The 21051-nt window shown below is 57.3% G+C and carries 16 protein-coding genes and 1 pseudogene; 13 read left to right on the plus strand and 4 right to left on the minus strand.

All coding sequences use genetic code 11. From position 1 onward, the window contains the following. The 5 genes and pseudogenes from WKI84_RS06530 to WKI84_RS06550 form a co-directional block, all read left to right on the plus strand. Positions 1-137 (plus strand): annotated as a pseudogene (locus WKI84_RS06530) (ammonia monooxygenase); the annotation flags it as partial. A 963-nt stretch (positions 138-1100) separates the two neighbouring features. Then, entirely contained in the window at positions 1101-1265 is a 165-nt protein-coding gene (locus WKI84_RS06535) for a hypothetical protein (RefSeq protein WP_337862730.1), read from the plus strand. A 116-nt stretch (positions 1266-1381) separates the two neighbouring features. Next, positions 1382-1987 carry a hypothetical protein gene (locus tag WKI84_RS06540; protein WP_337862731.1) on the plus strand — a complete coding sequence of 202 codons (606 nt, stop codon included), beginning with the start codon at positions 1382-1384 and terminating at the stop codon, positions 1985-1987. A gap of 118 nt (positions 1988-2105) precedes the next feature. Next, positions 2106-4235, plus strand: a complete 2130-nt coding sequence (gene nrdD, locus WKI84_RS06545; protein ID WP_337862732.1) for an anaerobic ribonucleoside-triphosphate reductase — start codon at positions 2106-2108, stop codon at positions 4233-4235. A gap of 265 nt (positions 4236-4500) precedes the next feature. Beyond that, complete coding sequence (locus WKI84_RS06550; protein WP_337862733.1) at positions 4501-7242, plus strand: adenosylcobalamin-dependent ribonucleoside-diphosphate reductase; 2742 nt, start codon at positions 4501-4503, stop codon at positions 7240-7242. A gap of 53 nt (positions 7243-7295) precedes the next feature. On the opposite strand, the gene WKI84_RS06555 is transcribed toward WKI84_RS06550, so the two are convergent. Next, positions 7296-8147, minus strand: coding sequence for an MEDS domain-containing protein (locus WKI84_RS06555; protein ID WP_337862734.1), 852 nt, complete (start codon positions 8145-8147; stop codon positions 7296-7298). 259 nt (positions 8148-8406) lie between these two features. On the opposite strand from WKI84_RS06555, the gene WKI84_RS06560 reads away from it, so the two are divergent. Further along, a complete protein-coding gene (locus tag WKI84_RS06560; protein WP_337862735.1) occupies positions 8407-8943 on the plus strand; it encodes a hypothetical protein in 537 nt (178 codons plus the stop codon). Positions 8944-8969: 26 nt separating this feature from the next. Here WKI84_RS06560 and WKI84_RS06565 read toward each other — a convergent pair whose 3' ends face one another. Further along, a complete protein-coding gene (locus WKI84_RS06565; RefSeq protein WP_337862736.1) occupies positions 8970-9698 on the minus strand; it encodes an ATPase domain-containing protein in 729 nt (242 codons plus the stop codon). A gap of 157 nt (positions 9699-9855) precedes the next feature. Here WKI84_RS06565 and WKI84_RS06570 point away from each other — a divergent pair, with 157 nt between their 5' ends. From WKI84_RS06570 to WKI84_RS06590, 5 genes are all read left to right on the plus strand, one after another. Continuing rightward, positions 9856-11298 carry an MCP four helix bundle domain-containing protein gene (locus WKI84_RS06570; protein ID WP_337862737.1) on the plus strand — a complete coding sequence of 481 codons (1443 nt, stop codon included), beginning with the start codon at positions 9856-9858 and terminating at the stop codon, positions 11296-11298. A gap of 223 nt (positions 11299-11521) precedes the next feature. Continuing rightward, positions 11522-12037, plus strand: a complete 516-nt coding sequence (locus tag WKI84_RS06575; protein WP_337862738.1) for a hypothetical protein — start codon at positions 11522-11524, stop codon at positions 12035-12037. 113 nt (positions 12038-12150) lie between these two features. Beyond that, a complete protein-coding gene (locus tag WKI84_RS06580) occupies positions 12151-12813 on the plus strand; it encodes a MarC family protein (RefSeq protein WP_337862739.1) in 663 nt (220 codons plus the stop codon). An 11-nt stretch (positions 12814-12824) separates the two neighbouring features. Next, the gene (locus tag WKI84_RS06585; protein ID WP_337862740.1) at positions 12825-13706 is read left to right on the plus strand and encodes a helix-turn-helix domain-containing protein; all 882 of its coding nucleotides are present in this window, start codon (positions 12825-12827) and stop codon (positions 13704-13706) included. Positions 13707-13713: 7 nt separating this feature from the next. Then, the gene (locus WKI84_RS06590) at positions 13714-14316 is read left to right on the plus strand and encodes a response regulator (RefSeq protein ID WP_337862741.1); all 603 of its coding nucleotides are present in this window, start codon (positions 13714-13716) and stop codon (positions 14314-14316) included. Positions 14317-14333: 17 nt separating this feature from the next. Here the strand turns inward: WKI84_RS06590 and WKI84_RS06595 are convergent, their stop codons facing one another. Continuing rightward, the gene (locus WKI84_RS06595; protein WP_337862742.1) at positions 14334-14522 is read right to left on the minus strand and encodes a hypothetical protein; all 189 of its coding nucleotides are present in this window, start codon (positions 14520-14522) and stop codon (positions 14334-14336) included. A gap of 356 nt (positions 14523-14878) precedes the next feature. Here WKI84_RS06595 and WKI84_RS06600 point away from each other — a divergent pair, with 356 nt between their 5' ends. Next, entirely contained in the window at positions 14879-15676 is a 798-nt protein-coding gene (locus tag WKI84_RS06600) for a hypothetical protein (RefSeq protein ID WP_337862743.1), read from the plus strand. A gap of 123 nt (positions 15677-15799) precedes the next feature. After that, positions 15800-16813, plus strand: a complete 1014-nt coding sequence (locus tag WKI84_RS06605) for a hypothetical protein (RefSeq protein WP_337862744.1) — start codon at positions 15800-15802, stop codon at positions 16811-16813. A gap of 20 nt (positions 16814-16833) precedes the next feature. Here the strand turns inward: WKI84_RS06605 and WKI84_RS06610 are convergent. Continuing rightward, positions 16834-21051: adenylate/guanylate cyclase domain-containing protein (locus WKI84_RS06610; protein WP_337862745.1), on the minus strand; the 4218-nt coding region annotated here is incomplete at its 5' end.

Here is a 21051-nt window from a genome sequence, read left to right on the forward strand (position 1 = left end):
TGGGCAAGTTCTACAACTCGCCTGTCGCCCTGGGTTCAGGTGCCGGTGCAGTGCTGTGCGTGCCCATCGCTGCGTTGGGTGCAAAGCTTAACACGTGGACATACAGATGGATGGCCGCGTGGAGCAAGTGGGATTAAAACCCCCTCTCTCCTTTCTTTTCCTTTTTTCATTATTTATGAAACATAACAACAATAGCAATAACAATAACAGCAGAGCAACAGCGAACGTTACTGCACCCAAAATTTGTTACAGGCATCATGGCACACGATCAGGGGATTCCTGCAATGCAGTGTACACACACACGTTATCTAATCCCTAGGGTTTTCTACTGCCAGCCTCTAAGCCAGGCCGTTGGGCCCCGATTGTTTTGGTTTGGCTAAGACACTCGGGACCCAACAACTTTGGCAAGAGCACTTCGCCCTTCCTATATTTAAATAATTACGCCAATCATCCGCATGCGTCCGGATTTTTGCCCGGCGTGGCGGCGCCCAAGGACCTGCCGGTCGGGGCCAGGGTTGCAGTCAAGGGCTTTGACCAGAAGCACGGCCTGATGCTGGAAAAGAAGGCGCAGGAAAAGTAGCTCAAACTAAAACTAATAAGCTGCCTTCAAGCTGATAGGCCGATGCATTCTGTCTACTCTCTCTACCATCTAATCTTGAGAAGTTAAACAGAAGGCAAATAGAACTACGGATGAAAAGAACGACGAAAAGGATCGAAGAGCTCGAAATCGACATTTCTGTATTGAATGACGCATCCTATTCGATCTTATCCAAAGACAGGACGACTTAAGGCTAAAGAAAGATTCTCACTTGTTACCTATCCCCCACAACGAAAAAAGATGGACGCAGACTATGAACGCCTGAGCGAGCAAAAGAAAGAACGCACAGAACAAGATCTACCAGGATCTTAAACACGGACTGGCTACGCTTAATTACAATCTGGAAGAACTCGGTATAGCATCACATACGATCCAAGGTGCTGTGGAATTGTCAGATAACCGGGCATGAACCATTGTTAATTCTATTCGTATCAATAGTGAAATTACATTAAGGACACTTTTCTTATTTCAGCCTGTTCTGTAAGATTGTGTACATAGAGATATGATGTCTGCTGACGTGACGTGCGGCAAATGCGGTTCTGTCATCTACACGATGCGCATGCTAAAGTCCGTAAAGGACGCCCTGCGCGCGACGAACAACCGCTGTCCCGTCTGCGGCGCGGCGCTGAACCCGTCTGATTTCAGCCTGGCCGCCACCAAGCGGTAATGATGATGCTGCTGGTAACCTGCGTGCAGGTAGCTTAGCTCTTTGGCAGCTTTTTGTACACGGTGCTTGACACCGGCCCTTAACCCCCAACGGCGGAGCTAGGGGGTGCAACAGCGATGGTCGAGCGCCAGCAGTTAGTCAACCAGTTGAACAACGCAACGGCCGTAGTGTACAACCAGTTGAACCGGATGAGGGCGCTTGACAAAAAGTTCGGCTCGATGGAAGGCTATTACCTGCAGCAGATAACGGCCAACATCAAGGCGGGCAACAACACCAAGGCCAAGATCCTCGCAAACGAGCTGGCAAACGTGAAAAAGCTGAGGCGCACGACGCAGCACACGGGCATGGCTCTTGAGGCGCTCGTGATACGCTTCAGCACCCTCAACGAGTTTGCCATGATACTTGACACCATCGACCCCACTGTCGAGATGATAAAGGGCATACAGCAAGAGCTGTCAAAGGCCATCCCGTCCGCAAGCCAGGCCCTCTCGGAAGTCTCGTCAGTCACGGCAGACGTGCTTGCCAGCTCGAACGTCAAGGGAGAGGTGGGTGCCAGGATAGCGACGCCCATGGACGCAGAGGCGCTCTCGATCCTCAACGAGATAGAGGGGGCGCTGGAGAGCGAGGCAAAGGCCAAGCTGCCGGAGGTGCCCGCAAACATGCCCGTCGCGGAGGTGGAGGCAGGGCAAAAGCAGGAGCAAGAGGTCCTGGTCGAGGGCTAGCCCGCCAGGCTAAAAGCCTTGACAAAATGGTCTAATTCGCCCACGTAGGGCCAGTAGTACTGTTAGTAAAAAATATTTTACAAAGTAGTTTTAATCATTTGCACTGGCAACGAGCCCCATGTCCGATGATTCATCGTCTTCATTATCTCAACAACAACAAAAAGAGCTGCGCAAGGGAGGCGTGCTGGAATCGGCTTCCAAGCGCGTGCGCATGATATTTTCCGTGATGGCAAGCCCCAACAGGATCGACATATTGAGGATACTGAACACCAAGGGGCCACTGACGTATTCAGAGCTCAAGGCGCTCGCCGGCTTTAAATCGAAAAAAGAGTCGGGCAAGTTTGCCTATCATTTGCGCAAACTGCTGAGGCAGCTGCTGGTGGCGCTCAACAAGGCCGAGCGCCGCTACACCATTACTAATTTAGGAAAATTGGTGCTGAGCCTTGCCCGGCAGATAGAGGAGCGGTCGATAATCGAGAGCGGCAAGATGTACGTGCGCACCACCAGCCGCCACTCGATAGAGGAGTTCAACTCGCACAAGATCATCCAGTCGCTGGTGAGGGAGGCCGGCCTCCCTCTGGAGCAGGCGCACAAGATAACCGAGGAGGTCGAGAACAAGATATACAAGTTCCAGACGGCCTACCTCACCTCGTCGCTCATCCGCGAGACTGTAAACTCGGTGCTGATAGAGCACGGCCACGAAGAATACCGCAACAAGCTGGCCCGCCTCGGCCTGCCGCCTGCCGACATTGCAGCCATGCTGGCAAGCGAGGAGGCGACCCGCAACGGCGTGCCCGGCATTATAGAGGGAACGGCAAACACCGTGTTTTCAGAGTACCTGGTCTTTAACACGCTGCCCAAAGACATCGCCGACATGCACCTTGCCGGCGAGATAAACATCGCAAACCCCGGCACCTGGAGCCTGACTCCGGACACGCTCTTTGTCGACCTTGGCGAGCTTGGTTCGTTCGATTTGCAGGGCAGGTTCCCAAGCGTTGCCCGGCTTGCGTCGCTCAACAGGACACCCGACGACATGCTCGCCGCGCTGCCCGTGCTGATACCGCTCCTTGCAAGCGAGGCATCGTCAGAAGTCGTCCTGGAGGGCGTGGCGCCGGTGCTTGCGAAAATGAAGGGCGCCGAAGAGCTGTCGGCAGGCTTTGCCCGGGCGCTTGTTGCCTCCTCTGCCTTCAGCAGCTCCGGCCCGCTGGCAACCATAGTGATCCCGGCAGATACCACTGCCGACTCCCGGCAGGCAGCCGCCGCGATGCTCGACGGATACCGGAGATACGTCGAGGCCACGCCGGTGCCGCGCATAGCCATGTCCGTGGCTTTCAACAACAATAACAAACAGCAACAACAAAAGGACGTGCTCGACCACGTCGCCGCGGCCGTCAGGAGCGGAGGCACCGTGGCCGTCATCTCTGGCGGCGATTCGCCCGTGCGGGGAGTCACGGGCGTGCGCAAGCCCCGCGGCTCGCCGGCTGCGGCCATGGCGTTCCAGGCGCTCTCCATAAACCTTCCCCGGCTGGCCTACGAGTCCAACAGGGACGAGACGTATTTCAGGGCCAAGCTTGCGCTCATGATCAAGCCGTCGCTTGCAGCTCTCGTCGCAAGGAAAAAGGCAGTCGTTGACGGCGCCAAGCGGGGGCTCTTGCCCGCGTTTGCGTCGGCCAGCCAGTCGATGCATCACGCCACGGCCGGCGTGATGGTCAACCTGACCGGCGCCCGGGAAGCCGTCTATGGCATACTGGGGCACGGGGAGGCAGGCAACGGGCCTGAAATCCTGCAAAAGGTGCTCAAGACCGCAGTGGAGGTGGCGGGGGCGGAGGGCAAAAAGCTCGGCGAAGAGTCGGCCGGCGTGGCGATGGTGTCTGACGGGAGCGCGGCGCGCTTTGCCGCCCTTGACTCTGAAAAATATGGCAGGGTGTCGCTCTCTCTCCCGCAGCAGCAGAGCTACTCGCAGGGCATGACCCTGCTGCCGGGCAAGGGCGACATGCCCGGGGTCAGGGAATGCGCGGCCATCGACAGGGTGCTGAACGGGGGCTTTGCAGCCACGGCCGACGTCACCGACCTGTCTGCAGCAGACATCAAGGGCGCAATCGAATCAGCGGCAGCGACCGGCGAGCTTGCGTTCCTGCGGCTCCAGGCGCGGCTTGCCGTGTGCGCCACCTGCGGCAGCAAATACAGGTCGTCGCTTGAAAAGTGCGAGCGGTGCAAGTCGCCGCACAGGCTGCAGCTATCGTCGTAGCGGCGGAGCAGCAGCTGCTCTCCTCCCTCCCCCCGCCCTATCTTTATTCTTGAAAATTATGATAATGGGGACGCCAGGAGCTGCCGGCGGCAGAGTCCGCATCCGCCCGGCGTTTGTTAAATTTTTTTCAAGATTGCAAGCCAGTTGCGCTCCGATATTTACCGTAATCTTCTATACAAAAGAGTGTTTACATTCCCTCATAAGATTGCCAGTGAAAATAGCACAAAAGGGTATAAGTACTAGTCTTCCGTCGTAAGAAAACGGGATGGCGGGAGTTACTGACTTTACCAACTCGAAAGAGACTTCCATGATTGCTAAAATCAAGAAACGGGACGGACGCATCGTAAACTTTGAGCAGTCCAAGATATCGAGCGCGATATACAAGGCGCTCGTCGCAACAGGCAAGCCGGACTACCCCCTGGCAGAGAGGCTGTCTGCAAGGGTGGTCCAGAAGATGGTGCAGCAGGGCGAAAAGGCGGGCATTCCAAGCGTCGAAGACGTGCAGGACATGGTCGAGTCGATACTGATAGAGGAAGGGCTGTCAGAGACGGCAAAATCGTACATACTCTACAGGCACGAGCGCCGCAAGGTCCGGGACGAAAAGATGAAGATCCTGAACAAGAAGGACCTGGACGAGGTGGACAAGGCGTTTGACATCAACTCGCTTCGCGTGCTTGCCGCGCGCTATTTGCTGCGGGACGACAACAACGAGATAATCGAGGGGCCAAAGCAGATGTTCGAGCGCGTCGCAACGCTTGTGGCGCTGGCAGACATGATACACGACCCGCAGGTGTTCAACTTGGCCGGCGGCCACGCGCAGGACATCGAAGAGGCCCGCAAGTATTTCGGCAAGATAGCCGACTTCGACATGAAGCTCAAGATAGGCGAGTACTGGCTCAACAAGTACCACTTTGAAGCGCTTGTGCGGGCGTACATCCACGCAGCAAAAGAAGGCAAGATGAAAGTATCATTCAAAGAATTGCTCAGGATGATAGCAGAGGGCAAGATGGCCGCCTACGCGGACAGGATAAGGGAGTACAACAACCTGATGATATCGCGCGATTTCCTTCCAAACACGCCGACGCTGATGAACGCCGGCGCGCGCCTTGGCCAGCTGTCTGCGTGCTTTGTGCTTGACATGCCCGACGACATGGAAAGGATAATGAAGTCGTCGACCGATGCCGCGATGATATTCAAGTCGGGCGGCGGCGTGGGCATCAACTATTCAGATTTGAGGCCGGAGGGCGACATCGTCGCTTCGACTTCGGGCGTCGCGTCGGGCCCGGTGTCCTTCATGAACATCATCGACACCATAACAAACGTGGTCAAGCAGGGAGGCAAGCGCAGGGGCGCCAACATGGGCATCATGGAGGCGTGGCACCCGGACATTGAAAAGTTTGTGACGGCCAAGACCAAGCCGGGCGTGTTTGAGAACTTTAACGTCTCTGTCGGCATCTGGGAGGACTTTTGGCAGGCGCTTGTGAACAAGGAGGGCAACCACAAGTACGCGCTGCGCAACCCGCGCACGAAGGAGCCTGTGAGGCACATAGACGCCCAGCAGCTCATTGACCTCATCGCGCTGTCTGCGTGGAAGAGCGCCGAGCCGGGCATCATCTTCTTTGACAACATCAACAAGTACAACCCGTGCATCGGGGCCAAGGGCGGGCCGCTTCGCGCCACCAACCCGTGCGGCGAGCAGTCTCTGTATCCGTACGAGTCGTGCAACCTGGGCTCGATAAACCTGGCCAACTTTGTCAAGCGCAAGGCAGACGGCATGTACGAGTTTGACTGGCAGCGCTACGAGCAGGCTGTAAGATTGTCGACGCGCTTTTTGGACAACATCATCGACATGAACAAGTACCCCGTGCAGGAGATAGAGGAGAACACGCGCGCCACGCGCCGCATCGGCCTTGGCATCATGGGGATAGCAGACCTGCTGTTCCTGCTCCGCATCCCCTACAACTCAAAGGACGGGTACGAGTTCATGAACAAGCTGGCAGAGGCGGTGTCGTACCTGAGCATGGACGAGAGCGTGGCGCTTGCCAAGACGAGGGGCGCCTTCCCAATGTTCAAGGACACAGACTATGTCAAGGGCAAGATCCCCGTCGCAGGCTATTACGAGCTGCCAAAGGAAACGCACACGTACGACTGGGCCACCCTGATCGAAAAGATAAAGAAGAGCGGCATACGCAACTCGTGGACTTCGACCATCGCGCCGACAGGCACGCTGTCCATGATAGCCGACACGGCAAACGGCGTCGAGCCCGTGTTTGCGCTCGTCTACGAAAAGCGGGTGACCGTCGGGCGCTTTTTCTACACCGACAAGGTGTTTGAAAACGCGCTGAAGGAGGCCGGCCTCTACTCTGACGAGATACTGACCAAGATCGCAAACAATTACGGCTCTGTCCGCGGGCTTGCCGAGATCCCGGAGTGGATGCAAAAGACGTTCGTGACCGCCATAGACATACACTGGATGGACCACATCATGGCGCAGGCCGTGTGGCAAAAATGGATCAGCAACGCGATCGCCAAGACCATCAATATGCCCGGCGACGTGACTGCCGAGGACGTGAAATGCTCGTACCTGCTGTCGCACGAGCTGGGGCTCAAGGGCGTCACCGTGTTCCGCGACGGCTCGCGCCAGGAGCAGGTTCTGCACATCACGGGCAAGAACACGGGCGAGAAGAGCTTTGCAGTGAGGCCAAGCCGCTACGTAGCCGACTATATCCAGAACAACATCGGCGAGCCGTACGTGCGCGAGCAGATGGCCAAGATACTGAGAGAGTCCGGCGTGCAGGACGAAGAAGGTGCGATGGCGCAGCCTACCGCGGCTGTTATGGCGGCAGAAGCTCCATCGGCAAAAAGGGCGATGACGCAGCCGGCGGCGATGCAGGTCATGTCCTCGAACGAGGATGTGGTGTGCCCGTCGTGCAAGGCCCGGCTCATCATAACAGAAGGGTGCAACATCTGCATAGAGTGCGGCTTTTCCAGCTGCGCGTCGGGGTAAAAACTATTCCGCGCCTTTCTTTCTCTTTTTCTTCTTTTTTAGATTCAGGCCTATTACGATCTAGGCTTCTTTGAATCCGCAGACACCATCATCTGTTGCTGCTGTTGCTGTTGGCGGCGGTGGAACGCCACCTCGCTCTTTAGGTTCTTCATTATGGCTGCCAGTATCACAGCCGACGAGTCCCTGAAGAACTTGGCGAGAACCTGTTCCAGGAGCGCAGGCTCTGATATTATCGACCTTTCGTCGAGCTTGTACACGGACTGCAGCGTTTTGCGCACCAGCGCCGACGTGGTCGCGCCAAGGACCTTTTCAAAAGCGGCCGACAGCACCTCTCCGAGCTTGTCGTCTCCCCACTCTGAATACTCGGCGTTGTCGTGGATGGTGTACTTGTGGGCGTTGAGGATGGCAATTATCGTGCTCACCGGCACGGCGCAGAGAGCTTCTGCCGTGTAGACGCATACCGCCTCAATGGGGGACTCGAACTTTTTGCCCGTCTGCCTTTCGTATTCCAGCGCATGCTCCATGCTCTCGCCCCTCTTCCACTCCACCGCGGCGTCTATGCTCCCTATGGCTATGACGCCTTTGACCTGCGTCTCCTGGACCATCTTTGAAATGATCCGCATCCACGACTCGATCGTCTTGGGCCCGTCGAGCACGCGGCTGCCATCACCGCTGCTGCCGTTGTCGTCGTCGTTGTTGTTGCTGAAAACATAGATGGATTCTCTGGGCAGTATCTTTAGCGTGCCGTCCGACAGGTGCCGCTCTAAATTGAACCCTGCGCTGGCCATTGCCTGCGCAGCTTTGCTGGCGTCGGGCTCGACTGCGTACACGACGCCGTAACCTTCTGCCAGGTACCTGCCAAGTATCCCGTACAGGTATGCATAGTCGGAAGGACGCTCAAGCATGCAAAAAGAGTGCGTTTGGCGCAATAACTGAGACATTACCGTGAGTGGAGAGCAGCGGACAGCGAGCGCATATAAACGTTCGAGCCCTTTCCAAACTCCTGCTCCCGTATAAGCTGAGCTAAAATAGTTCTATTCGCTCTCAGGCATGCAAGGCGGATCATTGCAGGCTTTTACTGGTGCAGAATTGAGAAGATGTTTCAGGACGGGGAGATCTCGCGGCATAGCGCTTAAATATCTTGAAAAGTGATGATGGCGTGCTATGCCACATGGCAAAGAAAAAGAAGAAGAAGGATACCATTCTCAACGTCTCATGAGCATCATAGACTCGGCGCTGGATCATGCCGGCAAGGGGTCAAAGCAGGTCGTCCTGGACTACCTGCATGTGCGGTACGGCATGAACGTGGATCTGGTGCTGCAGTTCAAAGAAGAGTTTGAGAACTATTTGCGCGAGACGCTTGGCCACAGCGCCGAGATAATAATATCCAGGATAAACGAAAACCTCCGCAACGCCGCTTCCCTGGCTGCAGAGGAAGCCGCGCCTAGCAGGGAGGGCAAAAAGGAGAAGACGACTAAAGAAGAAGAAGACCTCCGCAGCCGCATCGCCGACGTTGTCCATTTCCTCATATGCGACAGCTGCTTCTGGTGCGCGTCCATCCTGAGGGAGAGGTACGAGTCAAGGTGCCAGTCGTGCGGCAGGGAGATAACCTCTGCGATTCCTGTCATGCACAACGAGAGGTTTGTCTACGAGGTCGACAAAAGGCGGGGCATCACGCTGTCGTTCCGCCAGCAGCGGTAAAAGCAGGCCCTGAAGGCTACATTATTTTATTCTGCCAGCTGCAGGAACGAGATACCCTCGTTGGGGTTCAAGAGTATGCTCTGGTAGCGCGAGCTGTGCTGCATGCCACGCAGCTTTCTGACTATGGCCCTCCTCTTTATCTCCAGCCCCTCGATGTACGACTCGAAGACGATCAGCCCATCTGCCACAAACTCCTCTATGCCAAAGCCGATCTCGGTCTTGCCGATGCTCTGCTCAAGGATGGCTATGACGGTGCACCCCTGGTCCTTTATTATCCTGTTGAGCACTATCTCCAGTATCCGCCTCTGCTCGGCCGGCGACGTCTCCACAAACAGCGCGTTGAGCGAGTCTATGACCAGCCTCTTGGCGCCCGTCTCGATGACGCGCTTGACGATCATGTTGAACGTGTCAGAGACCACGTCCGGCGCCATCGGGGTGAATTCCAGGAACTGGAGCGTGCCTTCCTCAAGCGGCTTTTTGAAATCAAAGCCGTAGCTCTTGGACATGTTGCGTATGAAGATCTCCTCCCGCTCCAGGAAAGAGGCGTAGATGCCTGTCTCCTTGGCCATCGCCGCCCCGTTGAGCAGGAACTGTATGGCAAAGGTGGACTTGCCAGTGCCGGGGTGCCCTGCCAGTATGATAAAGCTGGAGCGGGGAAAACCTCCGCCGATCAGGCTGTCAAACCCCCTGATCCAGGTCTTTGCCAGCGACGCGTTATTACCGCTACTGCTGCTACTACTGATGTTGGACGGCAATTTTTTATCTGCTTCCTTTTTTACATCGGCTCAAACGCTGCTTTTATAGTTGCTGATTTGGCCTGCGCACAATAATGCTGCCAGCGTGTGCAAATATTATGCACCTTTTTAAGCCGGTGGCTGCAAAGCGCGTACCTACAAAAGAAGAAGAAAAGACATGCAGACCAAGACAGCACTCGTCCTTTCGTTCGTAATGATCTCTTTGATCCCGGTGAGCCTGCTGTCTGTAATATCGTTCATCTCGCTTTTGAAGCTGGAGCAAAACATCTCCAACATGTATTACGGGGCGGTCAACATAGTCAGCAACCTGTCAGACGGCCACAAGGCGCTCCTGGACATGAGGCTGGACGTGGGCCGGTACATCTCGGCCGGCGACGACCCGCAGAAAAGGGAAGAGGTGCTGGCAAGCATCCACAGAGACGAAAGCACGTTCCTCCAGACGCTCATCATGTACAAGGAGATAGACGACTTTCCACTTCAGTCGGGAATACTGGAGCGCCGCGGCCTTGGCAACCTGACTTTGTACGAGGACTCGCTGCTTGCGCAGGCAAACAGCAACTGGCTCGAATACCAGCGCGAGCGCGACACCGTAATCGCCCTCGCAAGCCAGGGGATGGAGGAAGAGGCAACGGTCCACTCCAACACTGTGGCCGCAGAGAAATTTTCAGAGCTTGCAGACTCGTACAGCCTCATAGTCGACCTCAACAACAGGCTGGCGCGGATAATGTACGAAGAGTCGCAGTCGGTGGTGGCCCAGGCCATCACGTACGCGTCCCTCTCGGCAGTGTCGTCCGTCGTCTTTGCAGTCACCGCAGCCCTGCTCATCTCCAAGAGGCTGGCGCCATCGGTCGACGAAATACAGAGAAACGCAAGGAAAAAGATCGAGATGTTTATCACAGAAGGCCGGCTGCAGCAGCAACAACAACAGCAGAGCAGCGCGGCAGAGGCCGCGCAGCCGGCACCAATGCCACTGCAGCAGCAGAAAGAGGCAGCCTTTGCTGCTGCCGGCCCGGACAGCCAAGCGCTATTGCTCGCAGAGAAGGGCCCGCTCATACTCCTGCATTCCAGCGGCTACGAAGGCGCCAGAAAAAAGGGGAGCGACGGCAGTGGCGGCACAGGCGGCAGGCCCGGCGACAGGCTCTTGGACTATTACCTTTCCTCTCCTTTGCGCAAGGAAGAGGAGGGGGCCTCCCCTGAAAAAAAGTGGAACCTCGTCCTGATAACCAAGAGGTCGAGCAACCTGTACCCGCTTGGCAAGAGCGCCGGCGCGACCATGTACGTGCTGTCGTCCTCGTCGCAGGAGCCGGTCTCGACGTCGGCAGACGGCCTGCTCGTCATCTCGATAACCCAGACGTCGCTCATCCTTGAGGCGGTCAGGCGCACGCTGGGAGAAAACCCCCGGTCGGTGATAATCATCGACAACATCACCGAGATGATCCACAAGCTCGGCTTTGACCGGGCGTTCTCGCTGGTCCAGAGCATGTCCGACGTGGCGTCGCAGTACCTTGACTCAAAGATCGTCATCCTGATAAACGAGCACGCCCACCCACCAAACGAGGTCGAGGCGATAGCAACAGTATGCAACGCGTTTGTAAGATAGCCAGCCGGCGGGGCAGCAAAAAAGGGACATAGATAGACAAAAAAAGCTGCGCCGGTGAAAAGCATCCGAACGCCCAAGCAAGCGCACACATACATACGCGCGCCTGCCCCCCCCACCCTTCCGTCTTCTACCTGCAAATAATTTGCTCATTGGGATAAAAATCGCAAGATTCTTGCAGTTCCTCCTCACAATGCTTAAATTGGAAAGTTGTCTTCCAGACTCTGTGTCCTCTCCTCCCGGAGGCAGTAGCAGTGGTAGCAGCAGCAGCAGCCGCCGCGACAATAATAATAACCGCAGGATAATGGAGATCATAGAGAAAGCGCTAGAGCTTGCTGGCGCCGAGTCCAAGGGCGTCATCCTCAATTACATACGGCAAAAGTATGCGATGACGACAGATGATGCAGGCGCCCTGATAAAATACAGGGACGAGTTTGCAAACTATCTCCGCGAGGTGCTTGGGGACAGCGCCGACATCATTGTCGCCAAGATAGAGCGCGCCCTCAAGGAAGAAAAGGAAGAGGAGCTAAAAAAGAATCGCGCCACCGGCGCCAGCATGCCTGTCTGCTACATCTGCAACGCAAGCCTGCCGCCAGAAAAGATGCGCCGCCACCTTGCGACGGACCACACAAAAGAGGACCTCGCCTACCACCTGGCCGTCGTATACGTGGACGACTGGCGCGAAGAGGCCGAGCTACAAGAGGAAAGCGATTCTGCGCTGCAGCAGCTGCTGCACAATTAGAAAAGAAGGAGAAGCAGCTGGGCGCCCCCGCCAGAAAGAAGGAAGAAAGAGCGAAGAAAACGATGTTCTTCCGTATCTGTTAAATGCGATCCTGAACATTACTTTTTTGGCATATGACCTCCGGGCTGGACCTCCTTGCCATACCTGACGATTTTGCGGCCGCACTGGCCCGGTCTACAATCGCACTCTTTGTCGTGATCGACCCGCTGGGCGCCGTCCCCCTATACCTGGCGCTGACAGGCAAGATGGAGCACGCCCGCAAGCGCGCCCTCCCAAAAACAATAATCATAACTGCGGCGTCGCTCCTGTTTGCGTTTGCGCTTGCCGGCAACCAGATATTTGCCATCTTTGGCATCACGCTTGCAAGCTTTATGATAGCGGGGGGCGTGCTGCTGTTCATCGTCGCAGTAGAGCTGCTGACAAGGGGCGGCTGGCGGTTTGGCGACGCCTCTGCCGCTACTGAAGGCGGAGGTCAGGAGGAGGAAGCCGGCATCGTGCCGCTTGCCTTCCCGCTCCTGGCCGGCCCGGGAGCGATAACGGCAGTCATCATCTCACTCGAGTCGGCCGGCCTGATAGTGACCACGATCTCCATCCTGGCAGCCGCCGGCGCCACCTATGTCATCCTGCGCTTTGCCGGCCAGATTTACCGGGTGCTTGGGCGCAGGGGCTCCCTCATCGTGACACGCGTCTTTGCCGTGTTCGTGGCGGCAATAGCAGTGCAGTACGTGGTGCAGGGCGCCCTTGAAGTGTTCGGCGGTGGTGGAGGCGGAGCGTAAACCTTTTTAGGTTGCCCCATATAGCGAATTCTACGGGTTTTTCACATCTGCCAGAGACAGTACGCGGGAGCGGGTCGCTAGAGACCAGGATAGCCGAGACCGAAAAGGCGGTGCTCGAGGAGCTTACAAGGCTGGACCTCTCGATGAACGAGGCCAAGATACTCTTCAATTTGATGATCCACAAGAACTCGACCGTCACCGAGCTTGCGAGCCTGACCGGCATCGCCCGCACCGAGATGTACCGCTACCTGGAAAGCCTGCTCTCAAAAGGCATCGTGCACACCACGTTTGACAGGCCGCAGCGGTACTATGCCCTGCCCTACAAGGAGGCCATCGACCACCTGGTGGAGATAAAAATGTCGGCGCTCCGGTCAGTGTCGGAGAAAAAGGACGATTTCCACAGAATAGTCGACGGCATAGTCGATAGCATGGTGCAGGAGGAGCGCACCGACAACGACTCGTACCAGGTGATAATAGGGGAGGACGCCATGATGGCCAAGCTGGGCAGGATGATAGCCAAGGCCGAAAAGGAGGTCACGATGATAATGCAGCGCGACGAGCTTGTGATGCTGTACAGGGACGGCATCCTGTCAGAGCTTTGCAAGCTGGCGTCCAAGGACGTGGCCGTCAATATCAAAACGTCTTACCCGCGCGCGCAGGAGCTTTTGGAAGAAGGACCATCAGCAACTGCAACAAAAAAGAAAGGCATGATGATAAAGCTGACCATAATCCGCGACGCGCCGCAGTCGCTCAACTGTCTGGTGTGCGACGACAGGGAGCTGGTGCTGGTGCTCAGCAAGGCGTCGAGCACAAAGAGGCAGGAGACCAAGACGTTCTACACCAACAACAGGCTGATGGTGTCGGCGTTCCGGGTGGTTCTGGACAAGTTCTGATATGATTATGATGATAAAGAGAGAGATGATGCAACAAGGCATGGCCAACAACACCAGCAGCAACAACAATAATCCTGGCAGCAAAAAAGGGGCGATGATGCGCGTGCTGGTCGCAGAAGACGACGGCGATGTGGCCCGGATGTGCCGCCTGGCCCTCGAGTCCAGAGGCCACAGCGTGACTATCACGGCAGACGGGCAAGAGTGCGTCAAGGCGTTCCGGCAGGCTGCAGCAGGAGAAAAAGGAGGAGGAGGCCGCGCCGCCCCCTTTGACGTGGTGGTGCTCGATTACAGGATGCCCCGGGTAGACGGTCTCGAAGCCGCAAAGGAGATACTGCGCTTGAACCGCCAGCAGAGGATAATCTTTGCGTCGGCCTATGTCAAGGAGACCCTGATGGACTCGGTCAAGCAGCTTGATCAGGTGGTCGAGCTGATACAAAAGCCGTTTGAGCCCAAGGTGCTTGTAGACCTGATAGAGGACAGGTCTACCACAAAAGAGCTGAAGGAGATAAACCGGCTGGTCGCCCAGCTCGACCCAAGCAGGCCAAGCGACGACCAGATAAAGGAGCTGCTGGACGCCCTCAAAAAGATCCAAAAGGCCGGAGGCATCTAGCAGGCACAGCCCGCCGGCTAGCTCACAAATATCTTTTTGACCATGCCCTTTCTGTCCGGCTCAAAGTCCTCAAAGACGCGGTACGTCCCGCAGAACGATTCGGCCTCTTCCTCGTTGTTGCACTCGTGCCCGTCCTTCTGGTAGAACCTGCAAAACCCGGCGTACTTGCACCCTGTTTGAATGTGCTCCAATGTAGCGTCTGTCACCGGGCAGAGGTATGCAGTCGGTGTAAATAGCCGGTTGGTTGTAACACGCGTTAAGACAGATGTGATTCTCCCATGCCTCTTTCTTTTTCCTGTACAGCCTGCCGTCAACAGTGGTATCAGCAGCAATAATGGCTGCCCGCTCACTCACCTAGACATGACTGGTAGATCTGTTCCTAGTAGGAAGAATACTTATCTATTACATAGGGTTATCCTCCTCCGGATCAGTGCAGGTGCCTCAACGATATGTGCCCAATAGAGATCGAGATTGAAAAACTACTGGCAGGGCAAAAAACCCCTGCAGCCGGGAAAAGCGTCGCCGTGAGGTCGAGTCTTGCATTCAATGGTGATGAATCCAGATGAGCAGGCCGCCGCAAAATACGCCGCCACCGGCCCCTCCCAATTCGGTTCGCGTGTGGTGCGGCTTCAAGCTGCCCCGCATGCAGGCAGAGGAATTCAACAACCTCATGGGGACCGTCTTTATACCCGCCACGGTCAAGATGCAGGCCGCCGCGGGGCTTGACTCGTACGTGCCCACCGTCCTGACGGGCCTTGAAGGCAAGCCTGACTCCGTTCCTGACGAGACTGCGCTCGTATTCTGGAAGACGCAACAAGCCTATGATAATTGCCGCAACAAGATGCTGGCAGGCCGCGCCTACAAGCTCACCCACAGCGGGGTGTTTGATTTCGAGAACAGGAGGAGCCTTTCGAGCTTTCCGGCGCCCTTTAACGGCTCGCTCGAGTTTGACAAGCCGACCTACCTGTTTGAAAAGAACGCCGCCTGGATGCACGGCACCGTCAGGCACTTTGTCGCAGAGAGCCCTGCCGGGACCGACCCTGCCGCCTTTCTGGCAGCCCTCTCACAAAAGCTGGCCGAGATCAAGCAGAACCTGAATCAGCAGCTGGAAGGCGCGATCGCTTTTGCCCGCAAGGACTATTTCGTGTACTGGGAGCTGGCTCCGCCGGCGGCGCCAGCAGGGACCAGCGAAGCCCCAAGCGGCGTCCCGCTGCTGAAAGAGGCGCTCGCCGGCTCCTGGAGCAGGGCATTTACCGCCGAGCCGGCGAACGTGACCAACAACGGGCTGTGGGACGAATGGCTCGGGATGACGGGCGTCCATGCAGGCAGCAGCCTGAACGTGCAGTTTGAAAGACAATAGCCGCCAGCGTCGCTATATACACATGTGCACGGCTCTGGAGGCGGCAGGAGGATATACACATGCAGGCTAAAATGACCTGGCAAAAAGGATTTCAGCAACCTTTGCAATCTCTGACATAGACAAATGACCGAGATATATTCCATCAAACCGTCTTCCGGATTTAAAGTCGTGCTCGAACGCATCTGGGGCCCGGGCGGGGGAACGCGGCTGGGCAACGATGGAGGGGGAGGGAGATATACCAGCTTTGCCGCCCTCCGGGCCGCCGCGCTGGGCAGGGACTCGGCTCTGCTGCTCGCATACAACAAGGCCACCCAGAAGGCAGACGCCTTTACGCTGTCTGACAGCTCCCCCTGGGTGCAGGACAGGCAGGGTTCCAGCGACATTGTGCTTGAGGAAGGCCCCTGGGACACGCTTGACACCTTTGTCCTTGGGAACAACCCCTACCTGATGGCTTACCGGCGCAACACGGGCACCTTTGGGTTTTACCAGGTCGAAAGCAAAGATGACAATGTCCTGTCAGTGTCTAGGCCCTACATTTTTGAGCTCACCCGGAAAACCCCGACGCAGGGCTTTACGACTGTCGCCCCGTTTGCATCTCTGGGCCGCCAGTATTTCCTTGGCTATGATTTTGACACGGGCACGGTGGCCAACTTTGCCGTCTCTGTGACGCTGTCGTCTGCCGACGGCGTCCCGCCGCTGCGAGCGCAGAACATCTGGTACCACCAGTGGTCAAACGGCTGGACCCACTTTGCGTTCTTCCAGCTCGGCGGCGCAAACTTTTTCTTTAAAATCAACACGGTTAGGCGCAGGATCAACATCGACCACATCAACGACGACCCTTCGCAGGGGGCCAACGAGGTAGGGAACCGCTTTGGCGACCAGCTGCCCGACGCGTTTTCTCTGAGCGCGGTGGCAAGGGTGCCGTGGAGAAACGGCGAGCCGCACCTGCTGACCTACTCTGCCGCAGCCGGCTCTGCCGCCGTGTACCGGGTCCACGCCGACTGCCGGGGCATGACCAAGGCCGCAGACCAGACTGTGCAGAAAAACGCCACCGGCGTGGTTCCCTACAGGGCAGGCAACGACTCTTTTGTGCTGTTTTACGGCGGAGGAGGAAATGCAGATGGCGGCGGCGCATAGCAAGCGTCCCGCTGCTACTGCTATTGCTGTTGTTGCTGCTGGGGCCTGTGCCTGAACGGCTGGATGATGCTCCTTCCCGCCTTGCCCTTCACATAGTACACGGGGTACTTGTCCCTGCGGGCAAGGCCTAGTGGTATCTCTCCGGCAGGCTTGAAGACGTACTCTCTGGCGAGGGTCTGGGCGGCAGCAGCCGCCGCGTACAGCTCCTCGCCGATTATCATCCCGTTTGGAAGGGCCTTTGAGTTTATCTTGGCGCACACGTTCATCGTGGAGCCGAACAGGTCTTCGCTCCGCGACGACTCTGACCTTGCGACTTCGACGAGCCCGTAATCCGCGCTTATCCTGTAATTTACGGGGGGCAGGCCCTCCTCCTGCATCCTTGAATTGATGGCCGCGTGCGCGGCTATCATGGTGATCCCGCACTCGAACACGTCCCTGAACTTGGAAGGATCCAGCTCCGCGTTGGCGGTGGCCGGGAAATAGTATATCAGGGCGTCGCCGGCGTTCTTGATTATCTTGCCGTTGAAATTCTTGACGACTGTTGCCATCGAGTTTATGAATATCGAGTAGTATTTTGACAGCTGCGTCTTGTCAAGGCGCGAGGCTATCTTTGTAGAGCCCATCATGTCCACAAAGCACACGCAGCATTTCTTGCTCTCGCCGGAAAATGCCACCTCCTCGCTGAGCATGGGGGACCGGAAGACGTCGTTATTGTCGTCACTATTGCCGTTGTTGTTGCCCATGCCGCCGCTGCCTGCTGCCACCGCCATTGCTGCGGCCTGCTGTTGCTGGTGCACAGCATTACCAGCAGCAGAATGAGAAGAAGCCAGGCCAAACGCTACAAAGTAGTTGTAGGAAAAGTCTCTCTCCGCAAACGCCTCGCCTGCTACTGCCGCCGCCGCAGCCTTTCTGGCCGCGCCGCCGCCCTTTTGCTGCCGCCGACCCAAAATCTCGGACACTTTTTTCAGCGACTCTCCGTCCAGGTACTTTAGGCTGCGGGCGACGCCGGCCTCAAAGCCCTCTGCAAAGGCGCCCCTCTTGCCGCCGTCCTTTACCACTGCGTCCAGCAGGTCCTTCTGGAGCTGCTCGCCGGCAGACGGGAACGCGCTGCCGAGGCCATAACCCAGGCTGTATGAAAACGCCGCGCCCCCGGCCCCCGCCCTCTTCAGGATCTCGCCCTCGACTATCCTGTCAAGCAGCCTGAACGAGCGCGCAAGGCCCGTGCCAAACCCCCTGCCGAACTCTCTGGCCGCCGCGGCCTTTTTCAGGATCTCGCCCTGGGTCCTGACGTCTAGGAACGGAAAGTTGTGGCCGGCGCCGGCGCCAAAGCCGTACTCGAACTCTGGGCTATGCAGCAGGACGCGGCTCCACCCAAACAGCCTGACCGCCATCTCGGATTTCACAGTCGACGACAGTATGTGGCCCAGGCTGAACCCAAACGCCCTGGCAAAAGGCGGGTTCTTGGCCGCAAGGCTGTAAAGGTCTCTCTGAAGCTGGTGGGGCAGGTAGGGGAACGCGACGCCAATCCCGGTGCCAAACCCCTCTGCCGCGCTGGGGCTGGAGGCGACAAGGGACGATATCTCGTCGCCGCGCAATAGCGGCCCTCTCCCTTCTTTTTCTTTCCTTGCCCCTGCTTTTTCCTTTTGATAATGATGATGATAATAATACCTGTAGAGCGTCCCGATGCCGACGCCAAGCCCCCTCATGAAGTGCTGATTCTTTCTGGTCTGCCTGAGAAGCTCGTCCCTAGCTTTTGGAGAGACGTACGCGCCGCCAAATATGATGCTGCCGACGCCCTCGCCAAGCCCAAACGCAAAGTGGGTGTTTTCGCCAGAGAGCTTTATCAGGCCGTCCCTGAGACCTGGCGGGAGGTACGCAAGCACCGAGCCTGCGCCCTTGCCAAGGCCCATTGCCAGCTGCGGGCTCTTGGCGGCAAACTGGAAGAGCAGCTCGCCGCGCAGCTCCTCGCTCAGGAAAGGCATGATCCTGCCGATGCCGACGCCAAGCCCTCTGGCAAAGCCGCTGTCCCTGCCGGACACCGCCTTGTCGAACATGTCCTTTTTTTGCGCGCCGTCAAGGTACTGGAATATGCGCCCGACGCCCTCGCCAAGCCCAAACGCAAAGTGGACGTTCCTCCTGGCCCTCTCGTACAGGCCGGCGACAAACCCGGCCGGAACGTATTCCACCGTCAGCCCGAGCCCGGCCCCGAGGCCCTTTGCAAAAAACGGGTTCTGCTGCACGTCGACAACGTCAAAGACCCTCTTCTGGAACTCGCCGCCAAAGAACCTGAACTCCCTTCCTATCCCCTCGCCAAGCCCGGCGGCAAACTCGGTGTTGCTGGCAGCCTGCAGGAATATGCTGTCCTGTGTCTCCCTGTCCAGATACGCCATCGCGTAGCGCCCAAGCCCTGCCCCGAACCCCCTTGCGAACCAGCCATTTTCTGCGGCCTGGGCAAAAGCGTACTCTCTTGTCTCTTTTGTCAGGTACCTGTACAGCTGGCCCAGCCCCGACCCGAGGCCCAGCGCAAAAAAGTTGTTTGTGCCGACCCTGTCAAGTATCTTTTTCCTGGTCGCGTCGTCCGAGTACGGGAACGACCAGCCGAGGCCGTAGCCAAGCCCGTTGTCCAGGTGGCTGTTGTGCTGGGCGTGCTCGAAGAGCTCGGCCTTTTCTTCCTCAGAGAGGTAGTGGAAGGCGTAGCCGTGCCCGTAGCCGAGGCCCTGCGCAAAGGCGCTGTTTGTGCCGCACCGGGCGTAGGCGGCCTTTTTGTCGTCTGCGCTCTGGTAGTTCCACGTAAAGCTTATGCCGGAGCCAAGGCCGTAATCGAATTCGCTCCTCCTGTTGGCGGTGGCAAACTGGCTGCTCCTGTACGCCTGGGGCTGATGGCGGAGGATCAGGCCGTTGCCAAACCCAAAGCCGCGCTCAAATCGGTTGTTCTCTTTGGCTTTTGACTTTGTCCAGGACTGGAACTTGCGGCTCAGGTACGGGAACACCCACCCGCAACCAAAGCCCAGGCTGTAGGCCAGCTCGCCGTTCCTGTCCACCTTGGCAAGCACCTCCGGCGGGCACTTGTCCAGCGTGTAGAGTATAAGGTACAGCCCGAATCCCTTGGCAAACCCGTTGTGGTCGTCGCACCTGCGCAGCACCTCTGCCTGCACCTCCTTTGGCAGGGTGGTGTACTGCGCCGCCATGCCAAACGCCAGCCCCACGTCGAGCTGGAAATTGCTCTCTGTCATGGCGTACACCTGCCTGCGCTGGTTCCTGTCCATCGAGCCCATGTTGGAGGCAAGGGCAAACCCCATCCCCCTTGTGAGGGCGATGTTCCTCTTGGAACTGTCTATGATGTCGTCCCTCAGCCTGGCGTCGTCAAGCAGGTCGAGCACCTGCCCGATGCCCATGCCCACCCCGTCCGCAAACTGCGAGTTGGAGTCGATGTGGTGGAGCACCTGGGCCCTGATGTCCAAGTCGAGGTCCTTGAGGAGCAATCCGAGCGTCTTGCCAAAGAACCTTGCAAACAGGAACCCGCTGAATATCTTTTGGAGGACGAGCCTCCTCTGCTCCGAGTCGAGGAGGATAAAGCTCTGCGCAAGGCCCTCTGCCATCCCCATCCCAAATATCAGGTGGGTGTCGCACTTGTTGAGGAGCGTGCTGCGGAGGTCGTCGTCAAGCGACGGGAACGCCTCGCCGACCCCTATGCCTATCGACCTTTCCAGCGCCGCGTCCCCCTTCATCCTTTCATAGATGCTCTCGGGCAGGAACCTGTCCGACGTAGATGATGATGACGATGATGATGAAGAGGATGAGGAGGGCATGAACTGTATGTTCCTGCCGATAAAGAGGCCCAGCAGGTTGACGGCCTGGTCCGAGTCCTCCCTCAAAGCGTCGAAATTGTCAGAGATGAAGGACAGCATCTTCATCTTTACATAGTCCGACAGCCTCACGGCCTCCCTGCACACGTCGTGCATCGCATAGTGCTGCCCCGATATGTACAGCCAGTTGCTGAGCTTGCTGAAAGCCTCCTTTGGCGACTCGGTGCCAAAGATGGAGCGCTGGAGCCGGCGGATGTTCCCTTCCGTGCGGTCTATGCCCAGCTCGTAGCACATCTTGAGCACGCAGAGGAACTCGGCGTCGGCCTTTCTCTCCTCCATGCTGCTGAGCACGCCGAACTGGTGCTGGTAATAGTTTGTGCTGCGGAGGAGGGCCTCGGCTTCCTTTACGCCGTCCAGGCTTGTACTGCTACT

This window comes from Nitrososphaera sp., from assembly GCF_037447015.1.
Taxonomy (GTDB): Archaea; Thermoproteota; Nitrososphaeria; order Nitrososphaerales; family Nitrososphaeraceae; genus Nitrososphaera.